The sequence below is a fragment of the Hymenobacter sp. ISL-91 genome, from assembly GCF_018613725.1.
Classification (GTDB): Bacteria; Bacteroidota; Bacteroidia; order Cytophagales; family Hymenobacteraceae; genus Hymenobacter.
The window spans coordinates 40770-59866 of the sequence record NZ_JAGGPS010000044.1; the positions used below are offsets into that span (position 1 = coordinate 40770).

Annotated in this window: 17 protein-coding genes and 1 tRNA gene; 8 read left to right on the forward strand and 10 right to left on the reverse strand. The window is 59.2% G+C overall.

The genetic code is table 11. The annotated features are described in order from the left end of the window. Nucleotides 1–76 precede the first annotated feature (76 nt). A complete protein-coding gene (locus J7E24_RS16605; RefSeq protein WP_215139241.1) occupies nt 77–502 on the reverse strand; it encodes a DUF3127 domain-containing protein in 426 nt (141 codons plus the stop codon). 170 nt (nt 503–672) lie between these two features. Here J7E24_RS16605 and J7E24_RS16610 point away from each other — a divergent pair, with 170 nt between their 5' ends. Beyond that, a complete protein-coding gene (locus J7E24_RS16610) occupies nt 673–1638 on the forward strand; it encodes an isoaspartyl peptidase/L-asparaginase family protein (RefSeq protein WP_215139242.1) in 966 nt (321 codons plus the stop codon). Between the two features lie 172 nt (nt 1639–1810). Here J7E24_RS16610 and J7E24_RS16615 read toward each other — a convergent pair whose 3' ends face one another. Then, entirely contained in the window at nt 1811–2749 is a 939-nt protein-coding gene (locus J7E24_RS16615) for a cyanophycinase (protein WP_215139243.1), read from the reverse strand. Nucleotides 2750–2958: 209 nt separating this feature from the next. Next, the gene (locus tag J7E24_RS16620) at nt 2959–4785 is read right to left on the reverse strand and encodes a M1 family metallopeptidase (protein ID WP_215139244.1); all 1827 of its coding nucleotides are present in this window, start codon (nt 4783–4785) and stop codon (nt 2959–2961) included. Between the two features lie 298 nt (nt 4786–5083). On the opposite strand from J7E24_RS16620, the gene J7E24_RS16625 reads away from it, so the two are divergent. From J7E24_RS16625 to J7E24_RS16635, 3 genes are all read left to right on the forward strand, one after another. After that, entirely contained in the window at nt 5084–6853 is a 1770-nt protein-coding gene (locus J7E24_RS16625; protein ID WP_215139245.1) for a murein L,D-transpeptidase, read from the forward strand. Between the two features lie 423 nt (nt 6854–7276). After that, a complete protein-coding gene (locus J7E24_RS18035; protein ID WP_215139246.1) occupies nt 7277–7837 on the forward strand; it encodes a helix-turn-helix domain-containing protein in 561 nt (186 codons plus the stop codon). 899 nt (nt 7838–8736) lie between these two features. After that, nucleotides 8737–8907, forward strand: a complete 171-nt coding sequence (locus tag J7E24_RS16635; protein ID WP_215139247.1) for a hypothetical protein — start codon at nt 8737–8739, stop codon at nt 8905–8907. 100 nt (nt 8908–9007) lie between these two features. Here J7E24_RS16635 and J7E24_RS16640 read toward each other — a convergent pair whose 3' ends face one another. Both J7E24_RS16640 and J7E24_RS16645 read right to left on the reverse strand, forming a co-directional pair. Then, nucleotides 9008–9487: a hypothetical protein gene (locus tag J7E24_RS16640; RefSeq protein WP_215139248.1), complete on the reverse strand. Its 480-nt coding sequence runs from the start codon at nt 9485–9487 to the stop codon at nt 9008–9010. A 318-nt stretch (nt 9488–9805) separates the two neighbouring features. Beyond that, entirely contained in the window at nt 9806–11227 is a 1422-nt protein-coding gene (locus tag J7E24_RS16645; RefSeq protein WP_215139249.1) for a DEAD/DEAH box helicase, read from the reverse strand. A 213-nt stretch (nt 11228–11440) separates the two neighbouring features. On the opposite strand from J7E24_RS16645, the gene J7E24_RS16650 reads away from it, so the two are divergent. Then, nucleotides 11441–11956 carry an NUDIX domain-containing protein gene (locus J7E24_RS16650; RefSeq protein ID WP_215139250.1) on the forward strand — a complete coding sequence of 172 codons (516 nt, stop codon included), beginning with the start codon at nt 11441–11443 and terminating at the stop codon, nt 11954–11956. Nucleotides 11957–12032: 76 nt separating this feature from the next. On the opposite strand, the gene J7E24_RS16655 is transcribed toward J7E24_RS16650, so the two are convergent. Beyond that, nucleotides 12033–12593: a hypothetical protein gene (locus tag J7E24_RS16655; protein WP_215139251.1), complete on the reverse strand. Its 561-nt coding sequence runs from the start codon at nt 12591–12593 to the stop codon at nt 12033–12035. A gap of 204 nt (nt 12594–12797) precedes the next feature. Between J7E24_RS16655 and J7E24_RS16660 the strand changes: the two genes are divergently transcribed. Then, nucleotides 12798–14825 (forward strand): OmpA family protein, encoded by a 2028-nt coding sequence (locus tag J7E24_RS16660; protein ID WP_215139252.1) that lies wholly within the window; start codon nt 12798–12800, stop codon nt 14823–14825. A 51-nt stretch (nt 14826–14876) separates the two neighbouring features. Continuing rightward, entirely contained in the window at nt 14877–16124 is a 1248-nt protein-coding gene (locus tag J7E24_RS16665; protein ID WP_215139253.1) for a hypothetical protein, read from the forward strand. A 170-nt stretch (nt 16125–16294) separates the two neighbouring features. Here the strand turns inward: J7E24_RS16665 and J7E24_RS16670 are convergent, their stop codons facing one another. Further along, on the reverse strand, nt 16295–16579 hold the full coding sequence (locus tag J7E24_RS16670) for a hypothetical protein (RefSeq protein WP_215139254.1): 285 nt from the start codon (nt 16577–16579) through the stop codon (nt 16295–16297). A gap of 387 nt (nt 16580–16966) precedes the next feature. Between J7E24_RS16670 and J7E24_RS16675 the strand changes: the two genes are divergently transcribed. Continuing rightward, nucleotides 16967–17926, forward strand: coding sequence for an ADP-ribosylglycohydrolase family protein (locus tag J7E24_RS16675; protein ID WP_215139255.1), 960 nt, complete (start codon nt 16967–16969; stop codon nt 17924–17926). Between the two features lie 41 nt (nt 17927–17967). Here the strand turns inward: J7E24_RS16675 and J7E24_RS16680 are convergent. The 3 genes from J7E24_RS16680 to J7E24_RS18040 form a co-directional block, all read right to left on the reverse strand. Then, nucleotides 17968–18041: transfer RNA gene (locus J7E24_RS16680), tRNA-Asp, on the reverse strand. A gap of 202 nt (nt 18042–18243) precedes the next feature. Then, nucleotides 18244–18822, reverse strand: coding sequence for an alpha-amylase family glycosyl hydrolase (locus J7E24_RS16685; protein ID WP_317195679.1), 579 nt, complete (start codon nt 18820–18822; stop codon nt 18244–18246). A 111-nt stretch (nt 18823–18933) separates the two neighbouring features. Beyond that, the coding region (locus tag J7E24_RS18040) for a transposase (RefSeq protein ID WP_215139257.1) at nt 18934–19097 on the reverse strand (164 nt) is incomplete at its 5' end.

Here is a 19097-nt window from a genome sequence, read left to right on the forward strand (position 1 = left end):
TTGAGAAGCTGAGAGTCAGAATAGGGAGAGTAGATAGATACTGACTTCTCGCTCCCGACTCCTGACTTCTCAGAAACTAGAACGGCAGGTCGTTGTCGTCGTCCGAGGCAATCGGGGCGGCCGAAGCGCGCAGGTTGGGGTTCTGGTTCTGGGCCGGAGCAGCGGCAGCACGGGGCGCGGCCTGCTGGTAACCACCCTGCTGCGGAGCAGCAGCACCGCCGCCAGCCGAGTTTTCAATGCGCCAGGCTTCGAGGTTGGTAAAGTAGAGCATCTGGCCGTTTTTGTTGAAACCGCGGCCGCGCAGGTTGAACGATACCTTCACTTCGTCGCCCACTTTGTATGGGTCGATCAGGGCAGTTTTGTCCTGCACCGTCTGGAACTTGATATGCTCGGGGTACTGGCCATCTATAACCTCCAGCACGAATTCGCGCTTGCGGAATTTTTCGCTCACCTGCTGTTCGTCGAAAATTTCGTGCAGGCGGCCGGTAGCTTCGTAAGCCATAGTAGTAAGTCTAGGGGAGTGTTGGGGATGTGGAAACAGTAAACCAAACCTACGAAAAAAAACGCGGTTAGTTCGGGCCTGTTTGGGGATCCGGCCCGGCTGCCGGCCCCATCGGGCTGCCTACCTTTGCCTTGCGCTTTCCTCCGTCCACCCAAATTAATTTCACCCCCATGACTCCATCTTTCTCCCTCGCCCTGCACGGTGGGGCCGGCACTATTTCGCCCGCCCTGATGACGCCCGAAAAAGAGCAGGCCTACCAGGCCGCCCTGCACGAGGCGCTGCGCAGCGGCTACGCCGTGCTGGCCGGCGGCGGCTCGGCCCTCGATGCCGTCGAGCAAGCCGTGCTCCGCCTCGAAGACTGCCCGCTCTTTAATGCTGGCCGGGGAGCCGTTTTCACCCACGACGGCCACCACGAAATGGACGCCGCCATTATGGACGGCCGCAACCGGGCGGCCGGGGCCGTGGCCGGGGCGCGGCAGGTGCAAAACCCCATCCGCGCGGCCCGCCTGGTAATGGAGCAGACCGAGCACGTGCTGCTGGCCTGGCCCGGCGCCGACGAGTTGGCCCGCGAGCATGGCCTGGCCCTGCAGCCGGCCGAGTACTTTTTCACCCAGCACCGCTACGACCAGTTGCAGGAGGCCCTGCAGGAAGGCCGCATGCGCCTCGACCACTCGCAGGCCCAGACCAGCGGGAGTGGGAGCGAAGACCCCAAAAAGAAAATGGGCACGGTAGGGGCGGTGGCCCGCGACCAGCATGGCAATCTGGCCGCCGCCACCAGTACCGGCGGCATGACCAACAAGCGCTACTCCCGCATCGGCGACTCGCCCGTTATCGGCAGCGGCACCTTTGCCGACAACCGCACCTGCGCCATCAGCTGCACCGGGCACGGCGAGTTTTTCCTGCGGGCCATGGTCGCCCACGATATCAGCTGCCTGATGGAGTACCGGAGCCTGAGCCTGGACGAGGCCTGCCGGATTGTGGTGCACGACAAGCTGGCACCTATCGGGGGAGAAGGTGGGCTGGTGGCCGTAGATGCGGCCGGCAACGTGGCACTGCCTTTCAACTCTGAAGGCATGTATCGCGCCAGCCAGACCTCACACGATGCGGCACCTTTCGTCGCCATTTACAAAAACTGAGAAGAGGATGTTTTACGTGCTATATATATAAGGAGTGGTTGCGCGTTCCTCCACCTGATATTAAGGGCCTTGCCCAGCGCATAGCTGGTTTCTCGTCGAACAAACAAATGGATAATAAAAAAAGGCTGTATCTATTTCGGATACAGCCTTTTTATGTATTTGGGTAATATGGTTATTGAATTGGCATTGGCTCGTTTGCAGGCTGGTTGGCCGTGATGCGGGCCGATTCGGCCGCTTGCTGACGCAGCTTCAGGTTAGGGTAGAAGCGCCGCTCATCCACATCGTAGAGGTTGCCCTGCACCAGCACATGGAGCAGCATGTTCTCCACCGAAATAGCCTCGCCCTTCTGGGCGGCTGCGGCGTTGCTGTGTTCCAACTGGTGCCCGTCCATAATCACGACCATGTTCGAGCCGATGGTTTCGAGCTGGTTGCCCCCGGTAATGAGCATGCCCGTATCCTCGCCCAGGCCGATGCCGATGAGCTTGGGATGCAGGGCCACGGCTTCGATGAGCCGGCCGAAGCGTCCGCGCTTCACAAAGTGCGAGTCGATGATGACATTATCAATCAGGCCCAGCCCGCTGCCCATCTTCACGGCCCCCTTCATCAGGGCGTCGGGTACGCTGCCGCCTTTAATCATGGTTTTCGACATGCCCATGGCCCCGGCTGAAGTACCGGCCACCACAAAGTTGGGCGTGGTCTGGTAGCGGTGGCGCAGGGCGGCCAAAAATTCGGTACCCCCAAAAATGGTGGTGAGGCGCGACTGGTTGCCCCCCGACATCAGCACGATGTCGGCCTGGCGGATGCGCTCTACGTAGTCGGGGCGCACGGCATCTTCGCGGGTGCGGATGTCGAGTACGCTCACATTGTTGCAGTTAAGCATCGTGAACGAGGAAATATACACGCGGGCTACCTCCTCCGGAATCATGGAGGCCGTCGTGATAACCTCAATGCGCGGGTCTTCATGACCCGATTCGAGGACTATACGCTTGAGGATGCCTAGCTCAAAGAAGTTGAGGTAGTATTTCTTCTTGGTGCGAGGATTAGGGTAGGTGCCCTTATCCTCGTTGCCACCAATGGCAATGAGCTTGCCGAGCGGTCTGGAGTTTTTCAAAACAGAAAGCAACTTTAAACAACGGAAAAATACTGCATCTGAGGCCCAAACCTCAGCAAGGTTCGGGCCACGGGTGCTTCTTCCGGAAAACAAAAAAAACAACCCCTCGCCCAGGCAGACAGAACTAATGGCGTCCTCCGAGGAAAGCGGCGAAGAAGTAATAAACAAAAAAGCGCCGAAAAGGGCCCGCTTCTTCCTTAAAAAATGAATTACGCATTGGTTGGGCGGCCCAGTAGGGCATCGAGGGTGCTGGTGGCCACGGCGTGGTAGTTGGGCCGGGCCTCGGCGTACAGCCGGCGGGCCCGGGCAGGGCCGTTGGCGGGGGCGGCCAGCAGGGCTTTGTAGAGGGGAGTGAGAAACTTGCGCCGGCCCACCCGGGTCAGAAAGCGGTGCAGGGCCTGCTCGGCCGGGGCGTAGCCCGCCGCAATGGTGCGCGGCAGCCAGGCCGCTAGTATCTCGGAGTTACCCGAGTTGGTGAAGCCGAAGGCGGCGTCCAGCTCGCCGAGCTGCGCCGCGCCTGCATCGGCGGGCAGTTGGTTCAGAAAACGCACCCACTCGTGGCTGCTCCAGTTGGCCGTGGGCAGCTGGCTGGCCGGGGTGCCCTGCTGCCAGCGCTGGCCGGCCGCGTCCACGGCCGCAAACCTCTCCGAGCCAACCGGCGGCGCATTATCCGGAATGCCGGGGCCGTAAATCCAGGCTTCGGGCCGGAGCCGGGCCTCTAAGCTGGGGTGTTGGTCGAGCAACTCTCGGCGCAGGTAGCCCAGAAACGAGGCCGTATCCATGCTCTGGAAAGCGTGGCGGCCGAAGTACTCCTTTATAAAGGAGTCGAGAGCGGGCCGGCCCACCAGCTGCTCCAGCGTCAGCAGAAAGTAGTTGCCCTTTTCGTAGGCAATATCGGTCAGGCCCTCGTCGGGGTCGCGGCCGGCCAGGCGCAGGTGTAGGTGGGTGTCGGGGCTGCCGGGGCCGAGGTCGGTCAGGGTGTGCAGCAGCTCGGCGTGGCCCAAGGCCTGCAGCATCTCGGCGTAGGGCCGGCCGTAAAGCCGCTCCATAATGCGCCGCTCGAAGTACACGGTAAAGCCCTCGTTAAGCCAGAAGTCGTTCCAGGTGGCGTTGGTAACGAGGTTGCCGCTCCAGGAATGGGCCAGCTCATGAGCCACGAGGCTGGTCAGGCTTCGGTCGCCGGCCAGAATGGTGGGCGTCACGAAGGTGAGGCGCGGGTTTTCCATACCCCCAAACGGGAAGGAGGGAGGCAGCACCAGCAAATCGTACCGCTCCCAGCGGTACGGCCCGTACAGCTCCTCGGCGGCGGCCACCATCTGCTCCAGGTCGGCAAACTCATCTACGGCCCCCGGTAGCGTGGCCGGCTCGGCGTACACACCCGTGCGCGCACTCAGGGGCTCAAACTGCAAATCGCCCACGGCCAGCGCCATCAGGTAAGCCGGAATGGGCTGCTCCATCCGGAAATGGTAGCGTCCGTCGGGGCGGAGCTGCTGCGGATTGCTGGCGCTCATCAGGGCCAGCAGCTGGGCTGGCACCGTAATCTGAGCTTCATAAGTGAAGCGCACGCCCGGCGAATCCTGGCAGGGCAGCCAGGTGCGGGCCAGAATAGCCTGCGACTGCGTGAACAGAAACGGCTGAGGGCCGGCTGTCTGCTCGGGCCGTAGCCACTGCAGCGCCGCCGCCCCCGGTGCCGTGCGGTAGCGCACGGTTACGGCCGTGGTGTCGGGGTGCAGGGCAATGCGCAGGACCTGGCCCAGCACCGGGTCGGTGCGGCTTAACTCGAAATCGGTCGGCGTGCCGGCATCAGCTTCGCCGAGCAGCACCTCTTCAATGAGCAAATCGCGCGAGTCGAGCAGCAGCTCGGTGGCCGCCGCATCGGAGCGGGTAAGCTGCCAGGTGGCGTGGCCCGCCAAGGTTTGGGTGGCGAAGTCCACGGTCAGGTGCAGCGCCAGGTGCCGGACGCTGACTTCGGCGGGGCGGGCGTAGCTGTGCGGGTCGGTGGGGGCGGAGGGCAGCGGGCCGGAAGAAGCAGACATATGGTCGGAAAGTCGGAATAGAAAGTGGGAGACGTGCGGCCCAGCGCGCCTACAGCAGGAGCCAGGCCGTTGGGAACTGATACGCCCACCACCGCCGAATTGATGCCGCGGGCTGCAGACGCCTGGTTGGCCACGGCGCGGATCAGGCGAATTCTATTAACTTGCGACACTGGGAAAGATGCGCCTCAGCGGCAACTCCGCTGTTCGAAACGCAGTAGAAAGCCCGAATCCCGTCCGCTGGCTTACTTGGCACGGAAGTGGTTCTCGCTTTGCTGTTTCTTTCCCGATTTCCTTGCTCATGAATCCATCTCCTCATTCTTTTTTTCGTACCTCTTTCGGCATCTGGCTGCTCGCCTTGTTCGTGCTGACGGCCACTACCTCGTGTAGTCAGGACCAGCAGGCCCGCGTAAAGGAGGGCATGCAGGCCGCTTTGCCCGATGCCCTGACCAGAGCCGCCGGCCCCCAGCCTACGCTCGATAGCGTCTATATCGTCCGGTATATGAACACCGAGCCTCGCTTTAAAACCCAGATCGACTGGGCCAAGAAGTTTTATAAGGCCCGTGACTTCCGACTGGGTTGGTTCCGTAACCACGAGCTGGTGCCACAGGCCGAAACCATGCTCGGTGTCATCGCCAAAGCGGCCGATGAAGGTCTGAAACCAAAAGATTACCAAATAGTTAACTTCGAGCCCCTGCTTAAAGAACTGGAGGCCGCCCGCAACGATACGGCCCGCCGCAGCGAGCTGGAAAAGAAGATTGATGTGGCTCTGTCGGCCACCTACTTCAACTATGCTTCCGATTTTTATCGGGGTACCGTCGACCCGCGCGCCGTTAAGTCCATCGATTGGGATGTGAAGCGCAATAAAGTGAAGCTGCACAAGGCGCTGATGACCATCCTGAAAGAGCGGGAAAGCACCTATGGCTACTACGATTTCGAGCCCCTGCACCCCGAGTACGACCGCCTGAAAGAAGCTCTGGCCAATTACCGGGAACTGGAGCGTAAAGGCGGCTGGCCGACCATCCCGGCTGGCACCAGCCTCAAGCCCGGTGCCACCTCGCCGGCTGTGGCTGCCCTGCGCGCCCGTCTGCTGGGCCCCGAGGCTACTGCGCCGGCTTCGGCCGAGGTGCCCGCCGTAGCCGTGGCCAATAAACCCGGTCAGCCGGCTGCTCCGGTTGCCCAGAAATACGATGCGGAGTTGTTTGCTGCCGTTAAAGAGTTCCAGCGCCTTAACGGCCTCAAGCCTGATGGGGTAGTAGGGGGCGAAACCCTGCGCGAGCTGAATGTATCGGTGGGGCAGCGCATCCAGCAGATTATGATGAATATGGAGCGCTGGCGCTGGATTCCGAAGAAATTCGAACCCGACTACCTGCTGGTAAACATTCCGGAGTATAAGCTGCACGTAATGGAGGACGGCAAAGAAGCGTTCAACATGCCTGTTATCGTGGGCAAGCGTCTCAATGCCACGCCTATCTTCTCCGACAAAGTGGAGTTTGTCGTAATGGCTCCTTACTGGAATGTGCCTTGGAGCATCATCGACAAAGAGCTGCGTCCTAAGCTGGCCGCCAACCCCCAGGGCACCCTCGACCGCCTCGATATGGAAGTAGTGAAAGGCTGGGGAGCCAAGGCTACCCCCGTTGATGCCAGCAGCATCGACTGGGCCAACCTGCAGCAAAAGGACTGGAAGTACACGCTCCGCCGCCGCCCCGGACCCAAAAACGACCTGGGCAATGTGAAGTTCATCTTCCCCAACTCCAACGATATCTACCTGCACGACACGCCCAACGACGAGCTGTTTAGCCAGACCAAGCGGGGCTTCAGCCACGGCTGCGTGCGGGTAGCCGAGCCCATACGGCTGGCCGAGTACCTGCTACGCAACAAAGCAGGGTGGGACGAGCAGGCCATCAACGATGCCATTGCTGCCCGCCAGGAGAAGTACGTGACGCTGCCCGAGAAGCTGCCTGTGTACCTGGTCTACTTCACTACCTGGGTAGATGATGCCGGCAAGGTTCACTTCCGCGACGATATCTACGGCCACGATAAAGCTCTTGCCAAAGAGTACTTCAACTAGACGGAAAACGGCTACCGGTTTTCTTCTAGGATAACCCAAGCCCTCCCAAAGCCCCCACCTCCCGCGACAAGCGTAAGGTGGGGGCTTTTTATGTGCTGCTACCTGCCGCCATTAGTACCATCAATGCAAAGAAGCCGCGAGGTCGAGGATACTAAATGCTAGACTACGGACGGCCACTAGTCAAGCTTAGTCAAACGACCATATCTACCTCGTCAGATATCCAATGTATGGCAACCACATGTTCAAGGCATAAAGGAGAAGGTAATAGCCATTGTTAACAGTTGTTAGTTGATGAATGCATTGATTTAACATTGTTTACGGACATAAAGCGACTTGCACAGGTGTTAACAGTTGGTTGATGCCCGTTGATGTGCCTGCTGATTTACAGGCTATTCGTACATTTGTAAATTACCTGAATAGCTTATGCTCGACCGGATCCAGGAGTTATTGCGCGTACGAGAACTCAGTTCCTCGCAGTTTGCCGATGCTATCGGTGTATCCAGGCCCGTGGTGAGCCATATACTGAGCGGGCGTAATAAACCCAGTCTGGAGGTAGTGCAGAAGGTTATAGCGGCTTTCCCCGACCTCTCGCTTAGCTGGCTGCTGAATGGAACCGGGCCAATGTTGGAACGCGTAGCAACCGCAGGAGCAACAAAAGAGAGCGTCACCCTTACTGCTCCTGTGCCTCGCGCCCAACCAGACACCGCGCCAGCTTCAGTAGCAGCGCCAGTGCCTACCACAGCGCCCACACCTGCTACCCACGTCCCTCCCGTGGCTGCCGAGCCCGTAGAGGCGCCCAAACAGGCTCCTCAGCCACGTCCGGCCGCTCCTGTGGTATCGGTGGAGCCCACTGCGTCAGCGGCCACGCCTGCTGGAGCCGATTTAGCTTATGCGCTGGCGGAACCAGGCAAGCGCATCCGCCGGATCGTGCTCTTCTATCAGGATGGCACGTTTACAGACTTTAGGCCTGAAGCCGGGGTTTAATGTATTCTAACAGCTGTAGGCAGGTGAACTGTGTGCTGACACGCGCTTGAGCGGATGCGTGTGAGTGACAAAACCCGTCAGCGTAACTGTTTGTTAAGCAGGTAATTGTTATCCGCACGGTTAGTTGGTAATCATGCCCCCTATTGATTGACACTCAGGAAAGAGGCAGCTGGCTATCGGCCTTATCCAACAGCATGAGCCGTTCGACCAGAAGGGTGTTGTTAGAAGCCAAGTGCAATTTGTCAGTATGCACTTGCCTTGATTCTTGGCGAAACTTGTCAAGCGGTGTTTAACCCTCTGTACCTAGCTTATTGGGCGCTGCCGGATATTGAAAATACACTAAACTGTTTTCTGCTAACAACGTTGTTAGCTGTTGTTTTTGGTAGTTTGCAACACACTGTTATTCAGGCTGTAATTTAAGTATGTATAAACTGATGATAAAGGTATTAAGCTTTGGCAAACGATACCGATAGTATGATTATTGATATATATTTCAAAGGATAAATATATCGTATAAAATTCGTTGCTGGGACATCCGTCTTTGCTAAGAAAGTTGTCGATAGCAGGAGCGTGTAAAGTGCTACTTGTTATTACTCTGGCACCGCTAATGAAGTTAGCGAATCCGAGTATACCACGGTTAAGTGCAGTAAGGGAGGTCGCCGGCCGGAATGCTCCTACGCCCAGCCTTGTTTCAGTTACAGATACTGTCCCGACGAGGTAGTGAATAGCTTTCGTGCCTATTAATAGTTGTAAATACTCTAGCCAATAAGGTGCGCAATTGCTGGGTCGGATAGTGGGTTTACATTCGTTATATCTCCTCGGCAACGCACCCAAAGCAAGTGCCGAAAGGCAGCAATGATGGATTTGCCCGATTTAGGTCTGGTGCGTACCTTTGGGCTATGAAAAATCTTCGTCTGCTCGTTTTCCTCGCCGCTGGCGCTTCGCTGATTCTGTCGTCCTGCACCCAGGCTCCCGACCCGGAGAAGGACCCCAACGCCGATGCTGCCTATAAGCGTAGCCACCGCTCACAGGAGTACCGCGAGGCCCAGCGGAGCAACGTCAATTATTAATACTCCTTCCACTACGGAAACCAGTTTAAATGAAAAGCCCCGCCGGCAGCTGCCGGCGGGGCTTTTGTGCTTATGCTAGTTAACTCTGCCCGACCTACACCTACACCTGCACAGTTACCAGAGTTGCAGTTGGCACCAGGCTGGGCAGCTCAATGGTAGCCAGTAGTTCGGCTTCCAATAGTCCGGCCCAGGTACGCAGATAAAGCACTACATCATCGCGCTGGTTGTGGCGCAGGGCGTTGCGGCGCTCAAACGGAATAGCGGCCCGGATAGCAGGGTCGGAGAGGCGCTCCAGGTGCGTGAGGTCGGTCCGGCTGAAGCCCAGGGCCAGCATCTCATCAATAGTTTCATCTATGGGCAGGCCACTGGTAGGGCAATAGTCGAGCAGTTGCCGTTCCCAGTCGCCGTAGCGCTGCATGGCTCGCGTATGAATTTCGGCTTTGGTGAGCCGGGTAACAGTCTGGGCCAGGTGGCCACAGTTGCAGCTGCCCATGTGCCCCCATTGGTAGGGGGCCTGGGTGGCAAGGCGCTGAGCCGTATCGCGCAGTGCCTGAATAACGGGAAGGGTGCGTTGAGCCATAACGATGAATAAAGAGCTGTTCCGGAGCGGGAGTGGGTACAGAAACTGTTTGGCAGGCTAAAAGCACATCAAGCCTCGGCTGGCTGCCGCGCAACCAAAGCATACGCTACTTATGGCTTGCCAAACAGCTTCCGTATAGTTAAGCAACATGCTGCCTTTTTGTTTGCCGGCCTGGCTAAATCTGCTCAGTTGTGTCGGGCAGTTTCTACGAATTAAGCCCCATCGCCACCCACTAAAAGGGCAACGATGGGGCTTGATGCTAGGGAGCGATACCGAACCAAAAACTATCCGGTAGCAGCCAACAGACCAATGTAGCGCCTACCGGCTGCCACCCCGGCCCCGACCACCGCCACCACCTCGCGACGAGCCGCCGCCGGCTGGGCTGCGCTGGCTTTCTCCACGGCCGGCCTGGCTGCTGGTTTGGCTGCGCGGGCTGCTCTCGCGGCCTCCGCCGCTGGCAGGGCGTTGGCCCTCCCAGCCACGGCCACCACCGCCCTGCTGGCCACCTTCGCGGCCCGGACGCGCCGGACGACCAGCCGGACCCTTAGGGCGCTTGATGGGTGGTCCGCCGGTTAGCGGTACTGGCTGCACGGCCGATGTGGCGTAAGGATGGCTCTGCACTACCGGTACCTGCCGCCGGATGAGTTTCTGAATGTCCTGCAGGTAAGCGCGCTCCTCATCTTCGCAGAAGGAGAGGGCCGTCCCATCGGCACCGGCGCGGCCGGTACGACCGATGCGGTGCACGTAGGTTTCGGGTTCGTTCGGAATCTCGTAGTTGATGACGTGGGTTAGCTCATCTACGTCGATGCCGCGGGCGGCAATGTCGGTGGCAACCAGCACGCGGGTCGAACCGGCCTTGAAGTTAGACAAGGCCCGCTGGCGGTGGTTTTGGCTCTTATTGCCATGAATAGCTTCGGCCGGAATGCTGGCCTTGGCCAGTGTTTTTACCACCTTATCGGCTCCGTGCTTGGTGCGCGTGAACACCAGCACGCGGCGGATATTCTTGTCCTGCAGCACGTGCTCCAGCAAGTCGGCCTTATCGTTCTTATCGACCATATAAACGGCCTGCGTTACGGTTTCGGCAGTGCTCGATACGGGCGTTACAGCCACCTTCACCGGGTTGGGCCGCAGAATGCTGCCGGCCAACTCCTGAATCTGGCCAGGCATAGTGGCCGAGAAAAACAGGGTCTGGCGGCTGGCGGGCAGCTTGGGCAGGATGCGCTTGATGTCGTGAATGAAGCCCATGTCGAGCATGCGGTCGGCTTCATCGAGCACGAACACCTCAATCTGGCGCAGGTCAATAAAGCCCTGGTTCATCAGGTCGAGCAAGCGGCCGGGGGTGGCAATAAGTACCTCGACGCCCCGCTTAAGAATTTGTACCTGCGGGTGCTGGCCCACGCCACCAAAAATAACGGTGGAGCGCAGCTTGGGCAGATGGCGACCGTAGGATTTAAAGCTCTCCCCGATCTGGATAGCCAGCTCGCGGGTAGGCGTGAGCACCAGGCACCGGATGCGACCAGGGGCATGGCGCTCTACCTGGGCCGTCTGATGCAGAATCTGAAGAATGGGAACGGTGAAAGCGGCCGTTTTGCCGGTGCCGGTCTGGGCAATACCCAGCAGATCGTGGCCTTCCAGTACCTGCGGAATGGCTTGCTGCTGAATAGGAGTAGGGGTGGTGTAACCTTCCTCGTGCAGGGCACGGAGGATAGGCTCAATCAGGTTGAGTTCGTCGAACGACATCTAAGGGGAAAAAGCAACCGCCGGAAGGCGGCAAAAATGACACGGGAATATATCCGCCGGCAAAGATCGGGCTTTTTAGTTTTATAGCGCCGATAAAGACGTATACTAGGCCTCTGTTGGGCAAGCCGGCGCGGCACAGACCGTCCGGCCGCTGCCCCGGCTTGCCGCAAATAGCCGGCCACCTTTCAACAACCCGCTGATTCAACGCAACGCATGCGCATTATCGACCGCAAAACGGCTTATGATGGCCACTACAAACTCAGCCAGCTACAGGTTCAGGATGGTGATAAGACACTTAAGCGCGAGCGGTTCGAGCCGGGCACGGCCGTAGCGGCGCTGGTACGCCATAGTGGCAGCGGGCAATACATCCTGGCCCGGCAGTACCGCATCGGGCCCGAAAAAGAGTTGATAGAGCTGGCCGCTGGTATGGTTGATAAAGGCGAGGAGCCGGCCACGGCCATCTGCCGCGAGCTTCAGGAGGAGTTGGGCTACGACGTGGACCAACTGGAACAGATTGCCCGCGTGTTCCCCTCGCCCGGCACCAGCGCCGAAATTATCACCGTCTTCTACGCCGAAGTCAGCCGGCAGTCAGGCCCCGGTGGGGGGCTGGCTTCGGAGAACGAACGAATTGAAGCGGTAGAATTCTCGGCCGACGAATTATTTGCTGCCGAATTTGAGGATGCCAAAACCATCATTGCCGTGCAGTGGGCCCGGCTGCATAAGCAATAGCACAAGCGTAAACCAAATGTATAAAGCCCGTATCCAGGACAGGATACGGGCTTTATACATTTGGTTTACGCTTGTGCTATTGCGCTTTAATGATGTACTCGAAATTCTGCTTGGTCTTAGCGTCGTTGATGGTCAGAGACACATCCTGTTCGCCAGCTACTTTAACAAATGGGATAACTCGCTTACTCATATATAGGTCGCGGTTCCAGAAGCGGCCTTGGCCAGCGGGCAACTCGGGCAGGTTGAGCAACTCTTCGCCCGCCTTGTTTTTTGCCAGCAGGCTCAGGTAGCTGGGGTCGGCATTCTTGGAACCTCGCCGGTACATAGTTACGGTAAGCTGCCCCCCGGCCGGGAGCTGCGTCAGGCGGCGCTGGTAGGTGGTATCAGCCCAGCTATTGATGCGCTTAAGCTCGTTGATCTGAGCCAAGAGGTCGACGTAGGGAAGGTAGGCTACCCGGGTTACGCAGGCATCGACTTCCGCTTCCTCATCGGTGTTCTTCGTTACGTTGAGCACGTAGGTGCTTTCTTCATCCTTCTTAGGGAAAGCATATTTCTTACGGGGCTTGCCAGCCATCGATTGTGCCGAAGCCGCCAGGGTGCCCGACAGGATCAGTGTAATGAGGAGAAGTTTTTTCATATGGGTAAATAGGAAGGCGGCAATGGGTTCGCCAATATGGGGGCAAAGATACGCAATAAACGAGCTGCCTTTGCAGCCTGCCCCCGCTGGCCGGCGCGGGTTCACCGGTTTTCTGCAGTGTCTTTGGCCGCACCTTTCTCGGGTTGGCGCAGCCCGCCGGGCCCAAGCCAGTAACATCCAATCCTGCTGCCTATTTTTGAGTCAATGAGGTGGTTCGAATACATGCTCTGGGGAAAAATCTGGCTCTTACTACTAGTACTGGCCACGCCCGGCCCGGGGTGGGCCCAGGGCAACGCCGCCGGCCAGACCTACACCGATGCCCGCGGCGGCTACCAACTCGGCTACCCCACGGGCTGGCAGGTAATGCCTGGCGAAAACCACCGCACCACGTTTTATGTGGGCCCCGACTGGGAGACTACGCCCGCCGCGGCTTCCATCAGTCTGCACCCGCTACCCGACAACCGGAAAAGCCTCAACCTGCTGCAAGCCGGTCAGCTCGACTCGGTTTGGCGCTATGTAACCAGCCTGCCCCGGGCGCGGGTGTACCGGCTGGAGGAGCACGACGAAAACCGTTTCCAGGAGCTGCGCTACGACTATGCCTACGACGACGCTACGGCTCGCCCGGCCGGCGGGCCACGGAGGACGCGGGTACTGGGCCGCCGGCTCTGGCGCGAGGGCTACGAGTACCGGCTGGAGTACCGCAGCCCCGACAGGCCCGACCCGCACCGCGCAGCGGCCCGGCAGCTGCTGGCCTCGTTGCGCCTCGTGAACCCCGGCCCCCCCAGCCGCCGCCCCCCACCGCCGCCGCCCCAGGGCTGCGACGATAAGTTCTATGGCATTGCGGCCCTGCGCATCAACAACGACATCTGGGAAGACGACTGCCGCACGATACATGAGTTTTCCAGCCTTGACCCGGCCCAGCCGCCCGTCATTCATCGGCGGGTACTGCCCTTTCAGTCATATGCCCTGGCCAAAGGCTTCGATAACTGCCTGTATGCCGTAACCAAAGCGCCTACCAACGCCCCCGAGCGGGTGTACCGCTACAACCCCGCCACCCGCCAGGGCGAGTACACCAGCTGGCAGCTGCCGGCCCAGGGTTCCGGCGGCGTCTGGATTTCGGGCGGCACCGACGACCGGGGCGACCTGTACTTCAGCACCGCCGACGGCAACCTGCTGGTGCGCGTGAATCCGGCCAGCGGCACAGTCAGCACCGTTTGGAGCACCGATCCGCTGCGCAAAGCCCGCTACTTCGGGGCGCTGGGCTTTGCGGGGGCCGGCACCCACGCCAACTTCTGCTTCGATGCCCGCCGCACGCTCTACCAGGTTTACAGCACCGACGGCTCGCTGCTGCGCGTCAACATAGACAGCCGCCAGCCCGCCCCCGACATTCTGCCCCTCGACGGACTGCCCGAGCGGGGCGGTTACAGTGGTATTCTGCTGCAGAATGATGAGTTCGGCAACCGTCGGCTGTTTCTGGCCGGCCCCAAGGCCATTTATCAGATTGATATGGAAACCAAAGAGGTGGCCCGGATTCGGCGGGGCGTGTACACCGACCTGGCGGGCTGCAACCTGTTCCGCAAGGCCGCCACCGACGAGCCGTCGGCCCCCGTACTGGTGCGGGCACCATGGCGGGGCCGGGTGCTCGATGCCATAACGATGCAGCCACTACCCCGTGCTGGCCTGCGCCTGCGCCCTATTACGGTGTCGGCCCGCGCCGATACGGCCCTGGCCCTCACGGCCGGTGGCGTGTTTAGCTTCCCGGCCCGGCCCGGCAACCTCTACGCCACCCAGCTGCGCCTGCCCGGCTACGTACCGCTCGATACCACCTTTGCCGCCGCCACCGGCCCTTACGCCCAGGACGTGCTGCTACGTCCGCTCGGCGTGGGCTCGACGCTGGAATTGGAAAACGTGCAGTTTTCACGCGGCCAGGGCGAGCTGCTCACCACCTCATTCCCAGCCCTCGATACGCTGGCCACGCTGCTTACAGCCTCACCCGGCCTTACCATCGAGCTACGCGGCCACACCGATAATGTGGGCGACCCGCAGAAAAACGTGGAGTTAAGCCAGCGCCGGGTAGCCGCCGTGAAGGCCTACCTGGTAAAGCGCGGCGTAGCCCCGGAGCGCATCAGCGGCGTGGGCCTGGGTGGCAGCGAGCCGCGGGCCAGCAACACCCAGGAAAATACCCGCCGCCTCAACCGCCGCGTCGAGTTTCGGGTGACGGGGCTGCAGTAAGCAGGGAGGGGAATATTGATAGCTATTTATGGCTGATCGACGAATCTGTTTATGAAGAGAATTGTGTCGCTGGAGGGCCTGCTGGGGTTGGTGATTTTGCTGGCCGCCGCCCTATATGCCTATAATTCCTCGCCGGGTATTACGGTGCGCAACCGCTTTTACACACCGCCGACAGCGCTGCAGAAGTTGCTGAAGCGCTTTCAACGGCTTCAGCTGCAGTCGGAGGAAATACCGCCTGCCCTGCCGTTTGTCTATCGAGACGAGAACCCTCGTGATTTTTCCATCGCGCTGGCCAACCAGCCGCTGGGGCTGCGCAAAAGTCAGGTGTTGCTGGGCAACCCCTTCGCGGCAGCTCCTTTTCCGCTCTCCTACTCCATGATTTATCGGGGCAATCTGGTGGTCCTGTTCGAGCCGGGCTACTTCGCGTGCTACCAGCTTCCGGCCCTGACCCGAAACCGAAAACTGGAACAGCAGCTCAACACCCGAAAATTCGCTTACCATTGGGTGCTTAGCCAGGAATTAGTGGCCTTGGCCGACGGCCGCCCGGTGGCCTTCACCGAAAAAAACGGCTGGCAGCCCTACACCCAGCCGCTGCCACTCAGCCAGCAGCCCAAGCTATTTGAAGATGCACGCTACGTGGTCTGCATGAGGTGCAACGGCGAGTTCGGCGGCGAGGTATACTTCTACGATAAACAGCAGCACTGCTACTATATAGCCCGGGCTACCTGCCCGGTGGCGGTTACCAAGCGAGGCGGCAAGTATTTTGTGCTCTCTGCTCTGGCCCATATGATGGGCTCCGCAGAATTGCAGCAAATCGATAACCCGGCCGAGCTAACGCGCTGGGTTGGTGAAAACAGGCCCCAGGACCGGGATTTCGCCCGCAGTTACGACGCGAAGCTGAGCCAGGGTAAAAAACTGTTCGACTACTCGGGCCTGTTGCTGCTGTCGGGCTTTACTCTGAATGGGCAAACGCTGTACCTGGTAAGCTGGCGCAACACCACGTTTCTGGCTACCTGGCAGGCGGGCACGTTCCGGGCAGTTGACCCCCTCTTTTACAACGACATCTACGCTAATGACCCGGTAACGGTCGACTACGGCCCGGCGGGTGTGCTGATGAATATTGATTCTTCTGAAGGGGTAGAAACGTCATGCCTGCTGTTTGCCGGCAATCAGGCTATCAAAATTAACTGGAGCAAAAGCAGCGTTATTGAGGAGTATGCTACTGACCCCATGGCCCCCATTGATAGTGCATACCAATGGCAGATAACTGATTCCGTGGATGTTCAGCTCGTAAGATAGCGCTACCACCGAAATACTGGTGTCGACGGAAAGCCACTCAAGATGCCTAGGTTTCGGGGTAGTCGTCGGCGCTTTCGTCTCCGCTATAGTCGAAGCCCACCTAAAAAAAAGCAGCCTTCCCGCGCTGGTGCGGGAAGGCTGCTTTGTAGATGATAATCGGGCGTCCAGGGCTAGTTGCTGGCGCCGATAGTGGTGTTGCGGGAACGACGCGGGGCGCGCTGCTCGGTTTTCTTACGCTTGCGCCAGAACTGGAACCAGCGCTGCCGGTACCGAACGGTGCGTTTCATGCGGGCTTTGCGGCCTCCACCTTTATAGGTGCGGTAGTTAGGCCGGTGTACGTACACTTTGCCGCGCATTTTAGCGCGGGCGGCTGGGCCGGGAGGGGCGGCAAGCGCGGGGCTGATGTCGGCCAGGCCCATCACCAGTAGCATGAAGAAGAGAAAAAAACGGGTCATAGCAAAATGGTAAAGCCGCAAAAGCCACACGAAGGTAAGCACGCTGTTGGCAAGTATTCAGCCAAAAACGGAAACCTGCAGTAAAAGATTGAAATTTTAGTTCCCAGGCCCCGCCCTAGCGTCTGTACTATACAGAAAGCTGCTGATAGCGGCGGGCTGCAGTACGGGGGAGGAGGCCGATTGTTGCGTTTGCGGGAATAAGAGCCTAATCAGCGCTTTAAAAACATCGGATGCTCGTGCGTTGCTTTCATGAACAGGCGACTGTGGGAACCGGAAGCAGGACAAAAAACCGGTTGAGCGCAGGGCCACGGCAAGCCATAATGCCGTTGTGCAGAGCGGGATTCTGGCAGCCTATTACCTATTTTGCCGTTCCACTATTCCTTCGCTATGCCATTGCCAACCGCTACTGAAACGCAACTCCGCGCGGCCCTGCTGGGGCTAGCCGTGGCTGACGCGCTGGGCGTACCCGTTGAGTTCCAGAGCCGTGCCGCCCGCCGTCTCGACCCCGTGGTAACCATGCGTGAATACGGCACCCATAATCAGCCCGCTGGTACATGGTCCGATGATGCTTCGCTCACATTTTGCCTGGCCCAGACACTGGCCAATGGCTTCACGCTCGGCAAAGTAGCCGAATATAGCCGCCGCTGGTACTATGAGCAGCTCTGGACACCCCACGGCTCTGTGTTCGATATCGGCGTCACCACCCGTGAGGCCTTGAACCGTCTGCAGGCAGACGGCGACCTGATTCTAGCCGGCGGCACCGACGAGTACAGCAACGGCAATGGCGCGCTGATGAGGATTCTGCCGCTGGCTTTCTATCAGGTAGATGCGCCCCTGAAAGAGCGTTTCCAACTCATCCACAACGTGTCGGCCATTACCCACGGCCATATCCGCTCGGCGGTAGCATGCTTTCTGTACCTGGAAATGGCCCGCTACCTGCGCACTGGCCAGTCGCCGGCCTGGGCCTATGCCGAAATGTGTCGACAGGCCCCGGCCCAGCTGTATGAGTTAAAGGTTCCAGCGCATGAAGCCGATAAGTTTGAGCGCATCCTTAGCGGCCGCCTACCCGACATTTCTGCAACGGCCATCAATAGTGGCGGCTACGTTATGCACACGCTGGAAGCCGCGCTTTGGTGCCTGCTACGCCATGAAACCTATGCCGAAACGGTGCTTGCGGCCGTCAACCTCGGTGATGATACCGACACCACCGGTGCCGTAACCGGCGGGCTGGCCGGGCTATGGTATGGGGAGGCTGCAATTCCGGCCGAGTGGCTCCAGGTGCTGGCCCGCCGCGCCGATATTGAGGCATTGGCGGCAGCTGCGACGCAAGGACCGAGCGTAACCTAAAAAAGCAAAAGGCCCTTCAGCGGGGTGCTGAAGGGCCTTTGCGGTCCGGACGGGACTCGAACCCGCGACCTCCGCCGTGACAGGGCGGCATTCTAACCAACTGAACTACCGAACCAGGTAACCATCCGGGGCGGGCCGTGCGCCTTTCCCTTTTGATGATGCAAATATAGAAGGTCAGGTCGAGTGTACAAACAAAAAACTGCCTTAGCAGGGCATAGCAAGCATTTTTGAATGGGTATTACTCTGTCAGTAAAGCTAATAGGAACGAAAAAAAATCTGAAATATTTTTGAAGTAGACTTGTAGTGCCTCAACTGTACTATTTCTTGAGCACCAGATAGCCGTAAGCTGGCAGCGCCAGCGTAGTGCCCAGCGTGAGCGAGCCACCAGTCAACGCATCGGTCCAGGTGGTGTTGGCGAGGGTAGCCGGCAGAAAGTAGGTTTGGGCTGAATTGCGCACGTTGGCCACCACGAAGGCCTGCTCGGAGCCGGCTGTTTTGGTGAAGGCGCATACGTTGGCGGTGCTGTATGCAGTGGGTGTGCCTATCCGCAGGGCCGCGCTGCCGGCGCGAGCAGCCAGTAGCTGCTTATAGGCCCGCTTCACGTCGGGGTTCTGGCCCCAGCGCACCTTTACGCCGGTAAACGGAAACGGAATAGCCTGGCTCATGCCGGCTTCCTGGCCGTTATAAATCATGGGCACTCCTTTATATAGGGCCGTAAGTACGAAGGCCGACATGGCCCCCGCTTTCCCGCCGAACAACGCTACCGGGGTGCCATCGGAGCCGTTTACGTCGTGGTTGGTGATGTAGCGCACTACCTGCTGGGCGCCTGTGGCACCGTTATATTCGCTGGTATTCAGGGCATCGAAGGTGGTGGCGGGGTTGCCGTTGCGGTACACTTGGTAGATGCCGCCGTACCAGTTGAAGCCGAAGTTGTAGTCGAAGCCGGAGCTGAAGTTGGCGGCGCGCGTGCCCTCAGCCAGCAGCAGCAGCTTATGCGACCTAAGTAGTCATGCAAAAGTAATCGTGTATTGTTTGCCGACGTTGGTTAAGACGTCTTCGAGTCGTTGGAGCAGTGTTTGGTCGGTGGCATAGTCTTGTGGCCTTATCCAGTAATGCTTGCAGCGGTGCCAGAGCAATTCGATGTGGTTGAGTTCGGGACTGTAAGGGGGCA